The organism is Pseudoalteromonas sp. bablab_jr011, assembly GCF_016464045.1.
GTDB classification, from domain to species: Bacteria; Pseudomonadota; Gammaproteobacteria; order Enterobacterales; family Alteromonadaceae; genus Pseudoalteromonas; species Pseudoalteromonas lipolytica.
Genome location: NZ_JACDWU010000248.1, coordinates 1 through 578 on the forward strand (window position 1 = coordinate 1; position 578 = coordinate 578).

The 578-nt window shown below is 40.0% G+C and carries 2 tRNA genes and 1 rRNA gene; all 3 read right to left on the reverse strand.

What is annotated here, in order from left to right:
* Positions 1-227 precede the first annotated feature (227 nt).
* A tRNA-Ala gene (locus JIG41_RS14665) sits at positions 228-303 on the reverse strand.
* A gap of 37 nt (positions 304-340) precedes the next feature.
* Positions 341-417, reverse strand: a tRNA-Ile gene (locus JIG41_RS14670).
* Between the two features lie 73 nt (positions 418-490).
* Positions 491-578, reverse strand: a 16S ribosomal RNA gene (locus JIG41_RS14675); the annotation flags it as partial.

Genomic DNA, 578 nt, shown 5'->3' on the forward strand with positions numbered 1-578 from the left:
CAAATAATGATGAGAATACTAAAGTAGATACCGATTAATTTTTCAATTAATTGGCATATTTTTACTTTTGAAAACTCTTGATAAATAACAATTGTCATTCATCAGAATTTTATTATCAGCTTTCCAAATTTTTAAAGAGCAAGAGAATTAACTTCTCAAAATTAAACACACTCTATTCTCAAGCAGTTTATTACCTGATAAGAATGTTTATTTTTAAGGAGTAAAAGTGGTGGAGCTAAGCAGGATCGAACTGCTGACCTCCTGCGTGCAAGGCAGGCGCTCTCCCAGCTGAGCTATAGCCCCACATATGCTGGTACTTACTGTTTCCACTTCATGGAAGTGGTGGGTCTGAGTAGATTTGAACTACCGACCTCACCCTTATCAGGGGTGCGCTCTAACCAACTGAGCTACAGACCCAAACAATAAGCATTGTTTCTCTAACTAACAATCATCTGTGTGGACACTACGAACAAATAAGTTCTAAATCGTATAAGGAGGTGATCCAGCCCCAGGTTCCCCTAGGGCTACCTTGTTACGACTTCACCCCAGTCATGAATCACTCCGTGGTGAACGTCCTC